Source organism: Lactobacillus sp. C449L (assembly GCF_059900815.1).
In genome coordinates, this window is record NZ_JBWXGA010000378.1 from 1 (window position 1) to 415 (window position 415).

1 protein-coding gene is annotated in these 415 nt (G+C 39.8%); it reads right to left on the reverse strand.

What is annotated here, in order from left to right:
• Nucleotides 1-415 (reverse strand): stage II sporulation protein M (gene spoIIM / locus AC2JF9_RS09875; protein ID WP_500727423.1); only part of this gene is annotated, 415 nt, incomplete at both ends.

Consider the following 415-nt stretch of genomic DNA (forward strand, 5'->3'; position numbering starts at 1 on the left):
GTGAGACAGAAAGCGCAGCAATGACTATAAAACTGGGAACGATAAAGATATTTTGCGGCAAGATCGAAACAAAGGCGAGCAAAAAGCCGTTCCACCCCATCTGATTGACCAAAAAACCAACGGTAAACCCGACTACCATCCCCTTTAAAAATAATAAAACCAGAATAATCGGCAGTCCGATAATCGAGATACCTAGAATCCAAATGAACCCGATATATTTTACATTATGAGCAAGGCTAGTTGTGAACATCTCATGATCCGATGTTATTTTCCCCTGTGAAACCTGTCCAAAAAATTGGGATAGGTAATAAAACAAATCCTCTTTTTGCGTGAAGCTAAGGCTGTTCACAAGTACAGCCCCGAAGATGACACCCATTAAAAACAATACGGTTATAAACACATACAATGAGGAATG